Origin of the sequence: Lactobacillus helveticus DSM 20075 = CGMCC 1.1877 (assembly GCF_000160855.1) — a bacterium.
GTDB lineage: Bacteria > Bacillota > Bacilli > Lactobacillales > Lactobacillaceae > Lactobacillus > Lactobacillus helveticus.
On record NZ_GG700752.1, the window covers coordinates 312,438 to 328,763 of the forward strand.

The 16,326-nt window shown below is 36.5% G+C and carries 20 protein-coding genes and 1 riboswitch; of the genes, 10 read left to right on the forward strand and 10 right to left on the reverse strand.

Annotated features, from left to right (window positions below):
* The first annotated feature begins 124 nt into the window (after positions 1-124).
* Complete coding sequence (locus HMPREF0518_RS01450; protein ID WP_003625398.1) at positions 125-772, forward strand: YfbR-like 5'-deoxynucleotidase; 648 nt, start codon at positions 125-127, stop codon at positions 770-772.
* Positions 773-1,690, forward strand: coding sequence for an HNH endonuclease (locus HMPREF0518_RS01455; RefSeq protein ID WP_003629454.1), 918 nt, complete (start codon positions 773-775; stop codon positions 1,688-1,690).
* A gap of 52 nt (positions 1,691-1,742) precedes the next feature.
* Here the strand turns inward: HMPREF0518_RS01455 and HMPREF0518_RS01460 are convergent, their stop codons facing one another.
* From HMPREF0518_RS01460 to HMPREF0518_RS11160, 4 genes are all read right to left on the reverse strand, one after another.
* The gene (locus HMPREF0518_RS01460) at positions 1,743-2,498 is read right to left on the reverse strand and encodes an amino acid ABC transporter ATP-binding protein (RefSeq protein ID WP_003625404.1); all 756 of its coding nucleotides are present in this window, start codon (positions 2,496-2,498) and stop codon (positions 1,743-1,745) included.
* A complete protein-coding gene (locus tag HMPREF0518_RS01465) occupies positions 2,498-4,111 on the reverse strand; it encodes an ABC transporter substrate-binding protein/permease (protein ID WP_003629455.1) in 1,614 nt (537 codons plus the stop codon). Before HMPREF0518_RS01465 ends, HMPREF0518_RS01460 begins: the two co-directional genes overlap by 1 nt.
* Positions 4,112-4,216: 105 nt before the next feature.
* Positions 4,217-4,390, reverse strand: a riboswitch (Lysine riboswitch).
* 48 nt (positions 4,391-4,438) lie between these two features.
* Entirely contained in the window at positions 4,439-4,858 is a 420-nt protein-coding gene (locus HMPREF0518_RS01470) for a DNA-3-methyladenine glycosylase (RefSeq protein WP_307913935.1), read from the reverse strand.
* Positions 4,741-5,073, reverse strand: coding sequence for a DNA-3-methyladenine glycosylase (locus HMPREF0518_RS11160; RefSeq protein WP_023192819.1), 333 nt, complete (start codon positions 5,071-5,073; stop codon positions 4,741-4,743). Before HMPREF0518_RS11160 ends, HMPREF0518_RS01470 begins: the two co-directional genes overlap by 118 nt.
* Positions 5,074-5,142: 69 nt before the next feature.
* Here HMPREF0518_RS11160 and HMPREF0518_RS01475 point away from each other — a divergent pair, with 69 nt between their 5' ends.
* Positions 5,143-5,505, forward strand: a complete 363-nt coding sequence (locus HMPREF0518_RS01475) for a DUF488 domain-containing protein (protein ID WP_003625411.1) — start codon at positions 5,143-5,145, stop codon at positions 5,503-5,505.
* A 36-nt stretch (positions 5,506-5,541) separates the two neighbouring features.
* Here the strand turns inward: HMPREF0518_RS01475 and HMPREF0518_RS01480 are convergent, their stop codons facing one another.
* Genes HMPREF0518_RS01480 through HMPREF0518_RS01490 form a run of 3 tightly spaced genes read right to left on the reverse strand, consistent with a single transcriptional unit; the run spans position 5,542 to position 7,591 of the window.
* Positions 5,542-6,330, reverse strand: coding sequence for a TerC family protein (locus HMPREF0518_RS01480; protein WP_003625412.1), 789 nt, complete (start codon positions 6,328-6,330; stop codon positions 5,542-5,544).
* Complete coding sequence (locus tag HMPREF0518_RS01485; RefSeq protein ID WP_003625413.1) at positions 6,317-6,835, reverse strand: methylated-DNA--[protein]-cysteine S-methyltransferase; 519 nt, start codon at positions 6,833-6,835, stop codon at positions 6,317-6,319. Before HMPREF0518_RS01485 ends, HMPREF0518_RS01480 begins: the two co-directional genes overlap by 14 nt.
* A 51-nt stretch (positions 6,836-6,886) precedes the next feature.
* On the reverse strand, positions 6,887-7,591 hold the full coding sequence (locus tag HMPREF0518_RS01490; RefSeq protein WP_003625414.1) for an NAD-dependent protein deacylase: 705 nt from the start codon (positions 7,589-7,591) through the stop codon (positions 6,887-6,889).
* Positions 7,592-7,682: 91 nt separating this feature from the next.
* On the opposite strand from HMPREF0518_RS01490, the gene HMPREF0518_RS01495 reads away from it, so the two are divergent.
* The gene (locus HMPREF0518_RS01495) at positions 7,683-8,162 is read left to right on the forward strand and encodes a hypothetical protein (RefSeq protein ID WP_023191536.1); all 480 of its coding nucleotides are present in this window, start codon (positions 7,683-7,685) and stop codon (positions 8,160-8,162) included.
* On the opposite strand, the gene cls is transcribed toward HMPREF0518_RS01495, so the two are convergent.
* Together cls and HMPREF0518_RS01505 are read right to left on the reverse strand one after the other, a co-directional pair.
* Positions 8,157-9,614, reverse strand: coding sequence for a cardiolipin synthase (cls, locus tag HMPREF0518_RS01500; RefSeq protein WP_003625416.1), 1,458 nt, complete (start codon positions 9,612-9,614; stop codon positions 8,157-8,159). The genes HMPREF0518_RS01495 and cls overlap by 6 nt on opposite strands.
* Positions 9,615-9,633: 19 nt before the next feature.
* A complete protein-coding gene (locus HMPREF0518_RS01505) occupies positions 9,634-10,560 on the reverse strand; it encodes an alpha/beta hydrolase (RefSeq protein ID WP_003625417.1) in 927 nt (308 codons plus the stop codon).
* A gap of 87 nt (positions 10,561-10,647) precedes the next feature.
* On the opposite strand from HMPREF0518_RS01505, the gene HMPREF0518_RS01510 reads away from it, so the two are divergent.
* Positions 10,648-11,406: a ribonuclease H family protein gene (locus HMPREF0518_RS01510; RefSeq protein WP_003625419.1), complete on the forward strand. Its 759-nt coding sequence runs from the start codon at positions 10,648-10,650 to the stop codon at positions 11,404-11,406.
* Positions 11,407-11,452: 46 nt separating this feature from the next.
* Here HMPREF0518_RS01510 and HMPREF0518_RS01515 read toward each other — a convergent pair whose 3' ends face one another.
* On the reverse strand, positions 11,453-12,397 hold the full coding sequence (locus HMPREF0518_RS01515; RefSeq protein WP_003625421.1) for a DUF1002 domain-containing protein: 945 nt from the start codon (positions 12,395-12,397) through the stop codon (positions 11,453-11,455).
* A gap of 161 nt (positions 12,398-12,558) precedes the next feature.
* Here HMPREF0518_RS01515 and HMPREF0518_RS01520 point away from each other — a divergent pair, with 161 nt between their 5' ends.
* The 5 genes from HMPREF0518_RS01520 to HMPREF0518_RS01540 all read left to right on the forward strand — a co-directional run bounded on the left by HMPREF0518_RS01520 (position 12,559) and on the right by HMPREF0518_RS01540 (position 16,221).
* A complete protein-coding gene (locus tag HMPREF0518_RS01520) occupies positions 12,559-13,374 on the forward strand; it encodes a glycosyltransferase family 2 protein (RefSeq protein WP_003625424.1) in 816 nt (271 codons plus the stop codon).
* Between the two features lie 11 nt (positions 13,375-13,385).
* A complete protein-coding gene (locus tag HMPREF0518_RS01525) occupies positions 13,386-14,042 on the forward strand; it encodes an alpha/beta fold hydrolase (protein ID WP_003625425.1) in 657 nt (218 codons plus the stop codon).
* 18 nt (positions 14,043-14,060) lie between these two features.
* Complete coding sequence (locus HMPREF0518_RS01530; RefSeq protein ID WP_003625428.1) at positions 14,061-14,699, forward strand: NAD(P)H-binding protein; 639 nt, start codon at positions 14,061-14,063, stop codon at positions 14,697-14,699.
* Positions 14,700-14,701: 2 nt separating this feature from the next.
* Positions 14,702-15,133 carry a hypothetical protein gene (locus tag HMPREF0518_RS01535; protein ID WP_003625430.1) on the forward strand — a complete coding sequence of 144 codons (432 nt, stop codon included), beginning with the start codon at positions 14,702-14,704 and terminating at the stop codon, positions 15,131-15,133.
* A 101-nt stretch (positions 15,134-15,234) separates the two neighbouring features.
* Positions 15,235-16,221 carry a ribose-phosphate diphosphokinase gene (locus tag HMPREF0518_RS01540; protein ID WP_003625433.1) on the forward strand — a complete coding sequence of 329 codons (987 nt, stop codon included), beginning with the start codon at positions 15,235-15,237 and terminating at the stop codon, positions 16,219-16,221.
* The last annotated feature ends 105 nt before the right edge of the window (positions 16,222-16,326 follow it).

The following is a 16,326-nucleotide window of genomic DNA, read 5'->3' on the forward strand; positions in this document are numbered from 1 at the left end:
ATATTCGATATATTTATTATATATGACACTATGTCACTATGCAATAAACGTTTTTTGTTGCAGTAAAAGTCTTTTTTTGTTAACATAGTAAAAATTTTAGTGAATTTATGGGGAGGAATAAAAAATGGGATTAAATGCTTATATTCAAGGTTTTAATAGTTTAGAGTCAATCGATCGTGCACCGGGCTACTTTAAATATCATCATCATTCAGTTGCCGATCACTGCTTCAGAACAGCTGAACTTGCTCAAATGATGGGTGATATCGAAGAAGTTCATGGCAAGCAAAAGATCAATTGGAAGGCTCTTTACGAAAAGAGCTTGAATCACGACTATACTGAACGCTTCATCGGTGATATTAAGACGCCTGTTAAGTATGCCACTCCTCAACTTAGAAAAATGATTGGCGACGTCGAAGAAACGATGACCACCAAATTCATCAAGGATGAAATTCCTGAAGAATTCCAAGAGATTTATACTAAGCGCCTTTCAGAAGCAAAAGATGATACTCTAGAAGGAAAGATTTTATCTGTTTGTGATAAGCTTGATTTGCTTTATGAAGCATATGGCGAAATTGAGTTAGGCAATCCGAACCCAGTTTATATACAAATGTTTAAAGAAAGTCTTGAAACTATTAAGAAGTTCGATGATTTAGTTTGCGTGCAATACTTTATTAAAAAGATTTTGCCAGATTTATTTAAAGGCGATTTTGCAGGTAAGGATAAGATGCAATGGATAGCTTTTAGTATTCTTTTGTTAAGGAATGATGAATAGGTGAAATTTTTGTGCAGTTCATGCGGTTTGCGCATGGACTCTTTGCATTTTAAGCAGGAAGGGTTAATGAACCCTAAGCTAACTAGTATTTGTGATATTTGTTTAATTCGCGGCTTAAATGCAGATGATTATGCTAACGATGCGGTGGCTACTTTTGCCAAAAGTTTGCTCTATACTTTTGTAGGCAAAGAAAAAGATACTGCTCAACCTGATCCGATTGTAAAAAATAAAAAGCTCCGTAAAAGATACGAAGCTTTTTTGCAGGATTATGATGGTAACGAAATAGCTAAGAGGCAGGTTAAGCGCTCAGACTTAAATTTAGCTATGATTAAGAGCGAAGATGGGAAATTAGACTATGTACCCGATCAAGACGTAACCTTTGCTCAGAACATGGAAAAAATGGGTTTACGGGTCGATTTTCAATTAAATGAAGTAGATTATATTGATCGTGAACGTATTCGGGCAAAATATAAGTATCGTTGCCAGTATTGTGGTAGACGTGGTCGCAGCGTAGATCATAAGGATCCAGTGTCACTGAGCCATAATAATAGTCTTGATAATTTGACTTTGGCTTGTGCAGAGTGCAACAGGATTAAATCGGATATGCCATATGATTTGTTTATTAAATTAAATGATCAAATTTCTGGTATTAATAATAAGCTAGTCAAATATGAGAATGCTTTGGGAACCTTAAAAGAAGAATTTGAACATCGTAGGCGCTATCTGGCTGCTCAAGTTCATCTCAAAGGTGTAGTTAATGATCCCGAGCTTAATGCGATTCGGAAGGAAAATAAAAAGTTGCAGGATGCAATTGATAGTTTGCAAAGCGATTATGATGACCTGCGTATGACTCGGAAAAGTTATTTCGATACTGGATGGAAATTAGCACGAATTAAGCAAAATAACGATATTATTTAATTGAATAAAAAAATAAGCTTGAATTTTAATTTTCAAGCTTATTTTTGTTGTTTTAGAAGTCCATCTTTCTAAAGTTGCTTAAGAACTTCTGTGTCTTTTCATTTTGTGGATTGTCAACGATTTGATCAGGTGAACCCTGTTCAGTAATTACACCATCACTGATGAACAATACTCTATCAGAAATGCTCTTAGCAAAACCCATTTCGTGGGTAACAATGACCATTGTTAAACCAGTAGTAGCTAATTTTTGCATAACGTCTAGTACTTCGCCAACCATTTCTGGATCAAGGGCACTAGTAGGTTCATCGAAGAGTAATACTTCGGGATTCATTGAAATAGCACGAGCAATGGCAACACGTTGTTGTTGACCACCTGATAATTGTTGTGGCTTAGCCTTGATGAAAGGTCCCATACCAACTTTTCTAAGGTTTTCCATAGCGATCTTGCGTGCTTCATCTTTAGAACGTTTAAGCACTAATTCTTGACCAATCATGCAGTTTTCCAAAACATTTTTGTTTTCAAATAAGTCGAATTGCTGGAAAACCATACCAACCTTTGATCTGAAAGTATTACGGTTGTAGCCAGGAGATAAAATATTTTCACCGTGGAAATCAATCTCGCCGCCAGTTGGTTCTTCAAGCAAATTGATGCAGCGAAGAGTAGTAGACTTACCACCACCAGATGGCCCGATGATAGTAACGATTTCGCCTTTATTGATATCGCATGAAATATCTTTTAATACTTGGTGATTACCATATGCCTTTTGCATATGCTTTAAACTTAAAATTACTTCGTTTGATTTAGTCATTAATTATTTGCCCCCGCATCTTTTGGAGTACCAACTTGAACTTGGTTAGCCATCAAGTTGTAGTTCTTTTTACCTTCAAGCTTCTTTTCGATAAAGTTGAAGATTCTGGTAATAGTAAATGTCAAAATTAAGTAGATTGCTGAAATCATTAAGTAAGTTGGGAAGAACTTAAATGATTGACTGGCAATAGTTGTACCAACGAAGAACAATTCAGAAACTGAGATGATACTCAATACTGAAGTATCCTTGATGTTAACGATAAATTCGTTAGTAATTGATGGTAAACAGTTCTTAATAGCTTGAGGCAAGATAATGTGCCACATTTTTTGGTTGTGGGTCATACCTAAAGCACTAGCCGCTTCAAATTGTCCTTCTGGTGTAGAAATAATACCACCACGGATAACTTCGGCAAGGTAGGCACCAGTGTTAATTGAAACAATGATTAAAGCGGCAATAGTTCTGTTCAAGTTTAAGTGCCAGAATTGAGCAATACCATAGTAAATTACGGCAGCCTGAACCATCATTGGAGTACCACGGAAAATTTCAACGTAAACTGATAATAACCATTTTACAACGTTCAAAGCCCAGCGCTTACCGCGAGTAGTTGGGGTAGGGATGGTACGAACGATACCTACAAGCAAACCAATGAAGAAACCAACAACAGTACCAACTAAAGCCAAAAGCAAAGTCATGCCAATACCGGACATAATCATGCCGCCGTATTGCTTCCAAGTAGTTACTAACCAGTTTTCCTTCTTGGTTTCGTTACCAGCCTTAGGTTGTTCTCTAATAGCTTGTGACATTAATTGTTCACGCTTTTTGTTAGAAATAGTTCTTAAAGTAGCGTTAACTTCGTTAAGCAACTTAGTGTTGCCTTTCTTAACACCGATACTAGTTACGGAATCATCATGATCAACCTTAAAACCAGTCATCTTATTCAAGTTAACGGCAATGATGTTAGGATTAACATTGTGGTAACTTTCAAATTCGATGTCTTCTGCAACGTAACCATCGATGGTGCCAGAAGCTAAACTTTGACGCATGGCTGAGAAGTCACGCATAGCTGGTTCACGCTTAGCACCCTTTAATTGCTTGATTAAGTCGTAGTGCAAAGTACCTTGTTGAGCAGTTAACTTAGCACCCTTAAAGTCGGATAATTTCTTAGCGTTTGAGTATTTACTTGCTTTATTGGTAATAACGACAAAAGTACTTTTTCTGTATGGTTCTGAGAAGTTGATAGCCTTACGTCTTTCAGCAGTTGGACTCATACCAGCGATGATTAGATCAATCTTGCCAGAAGTTAAAGCAGGCAATAAACCATCCCATTGAGTCTTTTCAACTACAACTTTTTTGTGAAGTCTCTTACCAATGATTTTGGCGATTTGCACGTCGTAACCATTTGCATAAGAATTTGAACCATCAATTGGCACAGCACCGTTTGTCTTTTTAGGCTGAGTCCAGTTGTATGGTGGGTAATTGGCTTCCATACCTATTTTTAATACGCTGGAATCTTTTTTAGCAGCTTGGGACTCGCGGCTGTTAAAGCTGAATCCAATAAATAAACTGATTAGGATTGTCAATAATGCAGCAATCCATCTAAATCTTGACTTCAATGAAAAACCCTCCAATGTTTTTAACATAAAGCCAATACAATAAAGCGTAAATAAAAACCTCGTTGCTCCGTTCACAACAAGGTTATAATCATCAGTATTAAAACCAAATCACATAGCGCTCACTGGGGACTAACCAGGACAGTCTATAGAATGTTGTTCTATAGCCCAACAGGTCAACACACGAATATTAAACCTATTTCGGCAACAATCCTAAAATAACCTTCTTCGTCTTCGTGGACTCCAACTTACTTCGTGATTGTTGCAACCTCTATTGCATTGGAATATTATTTAACTATGGAAGAATAATAAAAGAAAAATGAAAAGATGTCAAGCCCATCCATTGTTTTTCGCATAGTTTCTCTTTTTCATATCTGAAACATAAGGATTGCCAGCGACGTAATAGCGTAATTTTTTATTAGCCCAAACAGGATCTGATTGGTTAATGCCAACTCGTTTGTCTGCAATAATTTCTTGAGCGGGCTTTCTATGATCGTCTTCAAGATCAATTTTAAATGGCGAATCAGAAAGAAAATGCAGGTTCCAATTTTTATCGTGTATTCCGAAGGCTTGCATCATTTTTGCTGGGCCGTTGGTAAGCAAGACACCGCTTTTCCCGCTTCTGTTTTTGATCATAGTATCAATTCCCCAGATGGGTTCGATTGCTCTGATAAGTACTCCTTGAGGCTCGTTTTCTTCTTGACAAGCAACGTCGAAAAAGAAGTATTGCCTCTGCGCATAAATATAAATGGTGCCTCCGCGGCGATAAAGCCCATCGTTGGCAGGACTCTGCGATGGCCGCCGTAAGAGTGGGCTGCGCGATCATTTTTGCCCATATATGCTTCAGCTTCAACAATATAGCCACCTAATTTTTCTTTTCCATTATCATAAATAAGAGGTCGTCCAACTAAATCACGCGTAATCTCATCTGTAGGACGATTGGTAAAGTAATCTGAATAATTCATATGATGCCTTTCTGGTTTCATTTTTTCTGTCTTAGCTATAGACTAATCTAAAAAAGAGGATTTTATCAAATGAGTGAAATAAAATTAGTAAGAATTTATGATCATGAACAACCTGTCGGTTATAGAATGCTCGTGGATCGGATGTGGCCACGGGGAATGAGTAAAATTAAGGCTGCTCTAGATGAATGGGATAAGCAAATTGGACCAACAAATGAATTAAGAAAATGGTTCAATCATGAGGATGAGAAGTTCCCTGAATTTAAGGCTAAATATATTGAAGAACTTGATAAAAATGAATTTACATCTGAATTTATAGAAACGGTTAAAAAGCAATTGATAAAAAATGATGTTCTCTTTTTATATGGTGCTAAGAATAGGAAACATAATCAAGCTGTTGTTTTAAAAGAATATGTACAAGAAAAATTAAAGTAAATGAAAAAGCTTATCGCAGTAGATAAGCTTTTTTATCTAGATATGTTTACGTCCATGGCGTTTGACGCGCCAGAAGTGAAACAGAATAGTCAAAATTAAAATAGTAAATACAATAATAGCAAAGACGGTGTTTGGCAATTCAAAGTGAAGTGGTGGAAGTGCTAAAAGCAATTTTAAGGCGATGATAGCAATTAACAGATAAGCCATTGGCTGCAATTCAGGAATGATATCCATTAATTTAATGATAATTTCCGCTACGCCTCTCATGCAGATGATACCAATCATTCCACCGATTAAAACTACAACCGGATTGCTTGAAACGGCTAATGCTGCAAGCACTGAATCGATAGAAAAGACGATATCCATTGATTCAATTGAAATAACTGTACGCCAGAATAAAGATAAGACGTGTTTCTTCTTCTTTTTGCCTTTATGATGAGCAGCTTCACGCTCTTCTTTTTCTTTTTCACGTTCAGCGGCCTGCTTAGGGTGACGCTGATCATAGAAAAATTTAAAAGCTAGATAGAATAAGTAGATACTACCTGCCAATTTAATTTCCCAAAAGTGAATTAAATATGTTCCGATTCCGATAACGATAAAGCGGAAAAGGTAGGCACCCCATAATCCGTATAATAATGATTTTTCCTTTTCTGCTTTTGTGGGCAGCACTTGCGTTTGCGCTGCCAAAACCACAGCGTTATCAACCGAAAGCAGGCACTCCATTAAGATTAGGGTAAGGATAATCATCCAATCCTTGTCACTAGTTAATACATGGGCCCAGTTGCCTAGGTCAAAAAATGGAGCATACATTTTAAAGATTGCCATGTAAATTACTCTTTTCTAATTCAATTAATCTAACTTTTTCTTTTTGTCCTAAACGGTAAGTACCCACTTGGTTATTAGATAGAATAATTCGATGATCTGGAATAAAAATCAAAACTGGATTTAACGCTACAGCATGTGCTACTGCACGTGAAGATGTGGCATTTGGTAACGATGTTGCGATATCACCATAGTTGGCTGTAAAGCCATATGGGATAGTCTGTATAAATTGTAACGTTTTTCTTTGAAATTCGGTACCAAATTTCGAAATATCAATAGGAACGTCAAATTTTTTTCTGGTCCCAGCAAAATACACTTTTAGTTGCTTGACATAAGGAGTTAGTTTCTCAGGGTCATGTGCAAGCATTCGGTGAGGGTAAAAGCTGAAGATAGGGGAAACACTTTCGTCTCCTTTAAGCCCTACATAAGTTAATCCAAACCTGGAAGCCGTTAAAAAGTAAGTCCACGGTTGGATTGTTACATAATCATAATAAAAAACCTCTGCCATGTTTTCACCGCCTGTATAATTTTTGTTTTGAAAATATTAAATGTTTATATATTAATTCAAGAATTTAAATACATCAATAGCATCACCAATAATTTGTTTAATTCCTGGCGTAGGAATTTCAGTTTTGTTAATGGCAATAATCTTTGCCTTCTCGTTGCTATAGGCTAAAAGTTGAGCAAATGGATATACCACAAAACTAGTTCCACAAATAATAACTAAGTCGGATTTTTGCATGATCTCAATCGATTTAGTTAAAGTTTCAGGATTGATTGATTCATCATATAATACTATTCCTGGTCGAATAATGCCACCACAATTTTGGTGGATATAATTTTGAGAATATTCTTCATAAGAAATTGAATGGTGGCATTTAGTACAATATATATTATATAGATTTCCATGAAACTCTGTCACGTGTTTATTTCCAGCTTTTGTATCCAAACGATCAATATTTTGGGTAATTAAATCACCTTTTTTATTACAGATTTGAGCAATTTTTTGATGAATTAGGTTAGGTTGGGCTTTTGGAAAGTACATATTATTCATTACAAAATGATAGAAAAATTCTGGTCGCTCATAGAGAGTATTTTCACTGAGGATAGTTTCGGGACTTTCCTGTACGCCGTTATAAATGCCGTTTTTTGAACGATAATCGGGGATGCCAGAATGAGTTGAAACACCTGCCCCCGTTAAGAAGACGATATGTTTAGCATTATCACTTTCCTTTTGCAATTCAGTTAAATCAGTTTGTTTCATAATTTTTGCCTCTATTCTGCAATCTGTTTATTTAATCATAAATCATGTCTTTGTTATAATGAAAAGAAATAAAGTTTTTGAGGGGATTTTTATGGCTTATATGTCTTACTTTTATATTGTAGTGAATGTATTAATGCTAGCTTATGCTTGTTACAGTTGGTATTGGCAGGCAAAAGTAGAATTTCGTGGACATTATCGCATCTCTTCAATCGTGTGGGCTCTTATTTTTATTTGGCTAGGTTTTACCTGGAACTACATTGAGAAAGGTGATCCAGGTGTTAATGTATTTTTGGCCTTATTCTTGTTAATTAGCATAGTTGATGGCTTTTCAGGTTTTAGTCCTAAAAAGATGGTAGTTTCAGGCTACTTTAAGCGAACAGTTAAATATAATGAAATTTCTAGCGTTACATTAATTAATGTCCCTAATCCTAAAAAGCCATTAGTAATGGCAATTTTTAGAACTGACAATAATAAGGCATACATGATGCGGTTCCGGATTAAAGTTAATGAAGTCATTGCCGCATTGCAAAAATATATTGGTAAAAATATTCCCATTGAAATTCAATCATAAGATTGGAGAAAGCATCCGTGAAAAACTTTGCAAGGTTCGCAATATGCGACCTTGCTTTTTTATTTCTTCACGAGTAAGCAAGTGAGATTTCTTCATGTCAGATTCAAAAACTTCAGTCATTTTTTTAGTAAATTTTTTATCATAGAAAATGGCATTATCTTCAAAGTTTAAGTCATATGAACGATAGTCTTGATTCATCGAGCCAACGGTCGAAAAACTGTCATCGATGATAGTGGTTTTGGCATGTAAAAAGCCATCTTCATAAATATAAATTTTCACGCCGCAACGAGTTAATTCGTTGGCATACCATTGGGTGGCACGATAAATAAAAGGATGGTCTGGCTTGCAAGGAATCATGATTCTCACATCAACACCTGACATGGCAATCGTCTGCCATGTGGCGAAAACGGCATCGTCAGGAATTAAGTAAGGAGTTTGAATCCATAGGCGTTTTCTAGCTAGTTGCATTAACCGCATCATGCCGTTACGCATATAGGGAATATAACGGTCAGGTCCATCAGAAACAATTTGGGTAGCAACATCTCCGCGATGGATCTTTTTTTCATCAAGATCAGGGAAGAGAGCGGAGTTAAAGCGGATAAGTTGTTCAGGGCACTTGATAGAGGCGTTCCAGTCCATTACAAAACGCTCTTGCAATAGCAAGGAAGCAGAACCAACGATGCGTACCTGGCTATCACGCCAGTGACCAAATTTCTTTTTTCGTCCTAGATATTGATCACCGATATTAAACCCACCAGTCCAAGATATGCGTCCGTCGATTACAACTATCTTACGGTGTAAGTGATAGTTAATGCGGTATCTGGTGATCATATTTCTAGAAGTAATGAAGGGCAAAACTTCTCCGCCTGCTTTACGAAGTTGATCAAACCAGGCTTTAGTTGCACCCATTGATCCCCATGCATCATAAATTACGCGGACTTTTACACCTTGCTTAGCTTTTTTTATTAAAAGCTGCAAGACACGATTGCCGATGTTGTCGCTATAAAAAGTATAGAATTCAACATTAATGGTTTCTTTTGCACGAACTATATCTTTGAGCAGATCATGAAAGAAGGTCTCACCTTCAGTATAAAGCTCTACGTTGTTGTTCTTGGTTAAAGGCGACTCATTATTTTGATTAAAAAAATGAATTGCAATTTCCCCTAATTTAGAAGTATCTGAGGGGCTAACCTCTTTAGGTGCCTTGGCAATCGATTTTTGCACATTTCGCAGACCAATGTGATGCTGCTTATTAATGGAAAAAATGTTTTCCTGGGAAATACCTCGGCCAAAAAAGGCATAAAGGGTAATACCAACTACGGGAAAAATTAGTAAAATAATAAGCCAAGCCCAAGTTGTAGAGACCGATCGTCTTCGGTGGAAAACGATGTAAAAAGCAAGGAGTGTGTTAGTAATAAAGATAATTCTGATAAAATCATGCCACCAGACCATGTTCTTCCTCCAAAATAGTTTATTTTTTCAAGTTAAGAAATTTATCAACAATATCAATCACGAATGGATTATCATGCATCCAGCTATGTTCGGCGTCATTTTTACCACGAACTTCTACTTCTTGGTAAAAATGTGCTTTAGGAGCCAAAATATAGCGGATGCTTTTGGCTGAAACTACAGAAATGAATTTGTCGGTGTTGGTATTATCAAGCACATTGCCATAGATGTTTAGCACTAAAATATTAGAATTAAATTTTCTGCGATTAAGAAGCAAATATAAGTAGTGTGGATTCATCATACTGGGGCGACCATTCTCATTAAGGATGTTTACGTTGGGAATATCACCCAAATAAGTTACGCCGTCAAAAGGTCCAGCAATTAATGCACATTTGACTAAATGAGGGAAAGTTTTGCTGTAGGCGTGTTTCATTTCAGTTCTAATAATGCAAGGACAGGCTAGGGAGTGAGCTACAGCAATATATTTTTTGAAGTGGTATCTTTTGGAAAGAAAGGGCAAAACAAAACTGAGGTAGTAATCGATTCCGTAAATTCCTACGATTCTTTGACGAAAAGCAACTTGTACGATGGGGTGTTGATCATTGGTCCAAGTGCCTTCTAACTTAAAATTGCCTAATAGATCAACCGACACCTTTAAAAATTTATCGGTTCCCTTATCTTGCATTGCTTGGTGAACCATGACGTTGGTGGTGTAATCTCCACCGCGAAAGCCATGAAAATAAATAATAGGAACTTGCTCTAGTGAGCTTTCTTGAATGACTGCTTTGTTTTCAATACGTCTTTTGTGCAACTTGAGGAAAATACGTGTAGGGGCAAAGGAGGCAAGCAGACCCAGTGAGATCATGTTAAACATGCTAGGTTCCTGCTTTAGATCATGTTTATGATTCTTTTCAGCTTCTTCGGCATATTTTTTGGAGTTAAAGAACATTTTTGCCACCTTCTTACATAATTCCCTATAATGAATAATAATTATATTTTAACATTGAGTAGAGATTTTTTGTTTTTGAGGTGAATCATGAAGTTTTATGCTGTAAAAAATGGTCGTGTGCCAGGCGTCTACCGCACATGGGATGAAGCAAAAAAGCAAGTAGATGGCTTTTCTGGGGCAGAGTATAAATCGTTTGAAAATATTACTGATGCAACGGATTATTTAGATTTAAATAAAGAAACACAACAGGATATTTTGCAAAAGGGTGAAGATACTTTACAAAATGCCATTGCAAAGATTAAGCAAGAAAGCAATAGGGTGAAAAATAAGCCACAAGCTAAGAAAACAAAGGCTCATCAAACTGCAGACTTTTTTGCCGTAACCTACACTGATGGCGGTACTCGCAATACAGGTGTTTATAAGGGCGGTCACGTTAAAAAGACAGACAAGGCAGCGTGGGCTTATTTGATTGAATGGGATGATCAAGAAGTTCATGGCTCAGGCGGTGAATATGGTGCAACCAATAACAAGATGGAACAAACTGCTTTGATTAATGCCTTGAAAAAATTAATCGAACTTGGCTTTAATGAAAAGCATTTATTGTTTGTATTGGATTCAAAATATGTTTTAAATGCGATTAACCAGCACTGGTTAGCCGGCTGGAAAAAACGCGGTTGGAAACGGTCTGGTGGACCATTGAAGAATGTGGCAGAATGGCAAGAACTTGATCGTTTGCTTAAGCATTTTCCAGACAGTACTTTTGAATGGACTAAGGGCCATGCCAATAATCGAGGCAACGAATTTGTAGACCATGAATTGAACCGTTATATGGATAACAAGATGTAAAAAGCATAAAAAAGACCTGACTTCAAAAGAAATCAGGTCTTTTTGTTTACTTAAACAAGCCGCTGAAGAAGTTGACAATGCTGTCCCAAATTTGTTGGAAAAAATTGTGATTTTCAGGAGTGTTGAACTTGTTAAAGATGTTCTTAGCACCATTTTCAATTTGGTTAGAAAGCTTAGCAGCTTGGCCCTTAAAGTCGCCATTCTTTAAAGCACCAGAATCACGAATCTCAATTAATAAATTAATGATTTGATTCTTTTGATTATTGTTAATGGTGTTGCCTAAGTGATTGATATTAATTTGATTATTTACAATGTCACGAATTTGACTATCGGAAATATTCTGTCCTTGCTTAGCCATTTCAGACTTGGCACCAGCAACGGCATTGTTTAATTGAGCATCAGAATAGCCATCTTTATTTTTGTTTTCTTTAGTAATGCCACTCAAAGTATTCATTTCATCTTGAGCTGCGTTGACTTGTTTTTGATTCAAGGCATTGCCGTTTTTGGCATAAGCTGCATAAACACCGGCTAAGGCACCAGAACCATCAATTGGAATAGCGCTGGTTACGTAGATGTTAGCGTCAGTAATTCCGGCGGTTAAAGCCGCATTTTTATATTGGTTAGCGGTGATAGATGTGATATTGTTTTTACCGTTATAGTCTAAAATCTTAACGTTAATTCCTGAACCTTTGTTAGTTTTTTGAATCATTGCACTGGACCAAACACCGGATGAAGTGGTGAAATTATCACCAGATGGGTTCAAATACTTAACTAGGTCTGAACCAGTAACTGTAATAGTTTGGTAATCGCTGCCGTTTAATGGGGCAGTCAAGGTCTTCAAAGTACCTTGTTTTTGTGATTCGGTTAAGGATGTACCTAGAGTAACAACTGGGGTATCGTCGTCAGCGAGTACCGTTTCTTTTTTACTAAAAGAAAATATCGCGACTACACTAAGCAAGATTGCTGTAATTAATGTAAGTGATTTTTTCATGATTAAATCTTCTTCCTCTTTTTATCGAAAATATATTCTGTTTAATACGCCCCATTATACTAGAATTTTGAAAAAATTTAATAGGACTACATTCTAAAACTTTCTTAAGTTCGACCTAATTCCTAAAGATGATATAATAAGTAGCAACAAAGGGGGACGTTATGTTACAAGTGCCAAAGTTAACTATTATTATGCCGGTTTATAATACGGCACAATACTTGCCACGTGCTTTCGATGCTTTGCTTAAGCAAGTTAATAAAGCATTTAAGCTAATTGTGGTTGATGATGGCTCAACTGATAATTCGGTTGAGGTAGCGCAAAGTTATGCCTCTCGTTTCCCATATTTCAAATTAATTCAAAAGGAGAATGGAGGCCCATCTGATGCACGTAATGTTGGTATAAAGTACATCGACACGCCATATGTCACCTTTCATGATGGCGATGATTGGGTAGATCCAGGTTATACTGCATTCTTTATTAATGCCTTTGAAGAACATCCAAATGTAAATCTTGTATCATGTGGTTATTGGATTGATTATCCTGATAAAAAAGAACGTGTTATTGGCCACCCAGAAGGTGGATTTTTAACACGTGGTGAAACTTACATTAAATTAACTAATGTATTTGGTTCACCAATGAAAGGATATAGCTGGAATAAAGCTTATAAAACAGCGATCATCAATAAATATCATTTAAGATTTGATTGTGATATTTCTTTGTTAGAGGATCAAATTTTCAATGTTAAATATACTTCAGTAGCTAGAGGCGTGTACTATACCCAAAAGCCGTATTATCACTATTGGCAAAGAAAAGGCAGTATTATTCACCAACCTAACTTTAAAAAGGTAGCAGATAATTTCCGCGGCAATTACCGTGTATGGCACAAGATCATTAAGACTATCATGAAAGATCGTGAAAAAGAGAAGATGCGTAAGAAGCTAAATCGTTCAGCTTTGCGTGATAGTGAGGCTCAGTAAGAGAGGTTTTTATGAAAAAAAAGGTTAATGGCATCGAATTTTATTATCATAAATTAGGCAAAGGGGCACCTTTGCTTCTTTTGCATGGTCACCATTTAGATGGAGGTATGTTTGATAAAATCGTTGCTCCACTTTCTCTTTATTACACTGTCTATGTACTAGATATGCGTGGGCATGGATTAAGTGAAGGCGATATTGCGGAACATTATCATACCGAAGTAGAGGATGTCTACGCTTTTATTAAACAAGTAGGCATCGAGGGGTGTTACTGTTTTGGTTTTGATGCAGGCGGATTAGTTGCCATGATGCTAGCTAGAAAATACCCAACAATTTTTAAGAAAATGATTGTTGCTGGTGTATTTGTCAATGGTGCGGGCATTCGTCCATACCACTATCTGACTGAAGGCTTCCACCGCTTTTTTAAGCTTGATCGCGATAGCCGCGTGGAATTAACTGAATCTTTTATTGCAGAAAATGACCTTAAAAAGATTACTACGCCAACTTTATGTGTGGTCGGAGAAAGAGATTGGGTTAAGGTTGAACACGTTCGCTGGTATAGTCAATTTATGCCTAATGCACGATTAGTGATTATGCCACGTCAAACTCATGAGAGCTATGCAGTGCGTAGCCTTAAGCTATTAGATTTGATTAAAGAATTTTGTAAATAATTAAGAAGGAGAAAAATTATGGTTAAAGTTGTAGTACTTGGTGCTCACGGACAAGTAGCACAAATTGCTGAAAGATTTTTGTTTGCTGATAAAGATGTTGAAACTTCATTGTTTTTACGTAATGCTAAACGCATGGAAGATAAAAAGAACCAAGCTACAATCTTTGAAGGCAGTGCAACTGATGCCGCACAACTTGAAAAAGCTATGAAGGGTCAAGATATTGTCTATGCTAACTTAGGCGGCAAGGATGATATTGATATTGAAGCAGAAGCCGTTATTGAAGCAATGAAGAATGCTCGCGTTAAGAGATTGATTTGGATTTCTACTTTGGGCATTTATGATGAAGTTCCTGGCAAGTTCGGTGAATGGAACAAAGAAACTTTAGGCGACTACATTACTGAATATGCTAAGGCTGCTAAGAGAATTGAAGAATCAGGTTTAGACTACACTATTATTCGTCCAACTTGGATGAATAATAAAGATGAAATAGACTATGAAAAGTCTAAGAAGGGCGAACCAATCAAGGATACTGAAGTATCACGTAAGTCAGTCGCTGCATATGTTTACCATTTGATCAAGAATCCTAAGGAAGACGTTGGCGAATCAATTGGCTTAGGCAAGCCAGGTACAGAAGGAGACAAGCCTGGCTGGTATTAGAAATGTGGATCATTTTAGTAATTAACTTATTAGTGGCAATGGCAATCGCCTATTTTGGCCTTAAAGAAAGACAAGAAGATTTTAATTTATTTACTGCAGGTGCAGTTTTCATAGTATTTGGACTGATTTTAATTATAGGATTAGTTCTTGTGATGAATAACTTTGAAGAATTATCAGTATTGCAGTTTGTTGGCGGAATTTTAATTGCTATAGGCATCATTAGTTTAATTATTGGTTTTGTAACAAAAGCAGTCAGAACTGTCAGCTTACGGGATGTGGCCATTGCGATGGAAGTTGCCGTAGTTTGTTTGCTTTATTTAACGCATAATGCCGGCTTAAGCTTTATGAACTTAGTAGTGCCAGAATTGGCAGCGATTGTCAGGTTGCGAAAAAATCTAAATTTGCGCGCAAAAAGGGACGTAAATTCAAAGTGAAAATAGAATTTCTTAAATAAAGAACCTCCTCTTTTATTCATCAGAGAAGGTTTTTCGTATATAATGGGTCTGTATATGATTTTTATTCAGAAGAGGTAGCTATGAACAAGGAAGAACTCCATAAATTATTGCACCCAATGAAGGTGATCGGGTTAGGTGGTAACCCAGCATTAAACGAAATGATTGCTGCAATTTTGCGTCAACCATTAATTGAAACTGCAGTTCATCACTTCAGCGATGGTGAAATCCAAGTTAATATTGGTGAAACTGTCAGAGGTTGTGATGTCTTTGTAATTCAATCAATTCAAGATCCAGTTAACGAAAACTTCATGGAACTTGAAATTATCTTGGATGCATTGCACCGTGCGTCAGCTCATACCATTAACGTGGTAGTCCCATATTTAGCATATTCACGTTCAGATACTAAGACTAGTTCACGTGAACCAATTACCGCTAAACTTGTTGCTAACTTGCTTCAATTAACTGGTATGGATCGTTTAATCACAGTTGATTTGCATGCTTCACAAATTCAAGGTTTCTACAGTGTTCCAGTAGATCACTTGCACGCTATTCCACTTCTTGGTCAATACTTCTTAGATAATGGTATTGCTACTAAGGAAGATGATGATATCGTAGTTGTTTCACCTGATCACTCAGGTGCTAAGCTTGCACGTAACTTTGGTCAATATTTCAACGCTCCAATCGCTATTGTTGATCAACGTGGTGCTCGTTATGATACTGAAGTGCACGATATTATTGGGGATGTAAAAGACAAGAAGTGTATCATCGTTGATGATATAATTGATACTGGTTCTCGTATTTCATCATCAACTAAGTCAGTTATTGGAGCAGGTGCCAAGAAGGTTTATGTTGCTGCAACTCACGCACTTCTTTCTAAGAATGCAACTGAAGTACTTAATGAATTACCAATTGAACAAATTGTTGTAACTGATACTATCAAGCATAATCGTTACCCAGACAGAATGGTTCGTATTTCTGTAGATCAACTTCTTGCTTGTGGTATTGATTACGTTTATAACGATCGTTCAATTCATCAAATTTTTGATGAACAAAATCGTTTAAAGTAAAAAATATAAATAGTTGATATATAATAATCCTCATCTGAATGAGGATTATTTTTATTTAAGATCGAGTTATAAAACTATTTATAAATAGCAATGATTGGTATAATT